The 244-nt window shown below is 55.7% G+C and carries 1 pseudogene; it reads right to left on the bottom strand.

The window, feature by feature from the left end:
- Positions 1-67: pseudogene (locus AF337_RS46355) on the bottom strand (GNAT family N-acetyltransferase); the annotation flags it as partial.
- Positions 68-244: the final 177 nt, after the last annotated feature.

Below are 244 nucleotides of genomic sequence, written 5' to 3'. Positions count from 1 at the left end.
GGATGATCTCGTTCGGGAGACTGCTCAGCTCCTCGGCGTCAGCAGAAACGGCCCTTCGAATGTGCATGTCCTGGCTACCTCGTTTCCGACCAACAGCCTATTGGCGAGATTAGAGAGTACAAGTCACCATGTCGTCTGCAAGGGCAAATTCCGGGTCCGCGTTCGACGAACCTGCTTTACGCGCGTGGTGTTCAGACGCTCAAAGGCTTTTGCGTCGTTCGGTGGAAGAAATGAACCTTGGCGG

Source organism: Rhizobium ecuadorense, from assembly GCF_001187535.1.
GTDB classification, from domain to species: Bacteria; Pseudomonadota; Alphaproteobacteria; order Rhizobiales; family Rhizobiaceae; genus Rhizobium; species Rhizobium ecuadorense.
Note: the sequence above shows the minus strand (reverse complement) of the source record. Positions and strands in the feature narration are given on the sequence as shown.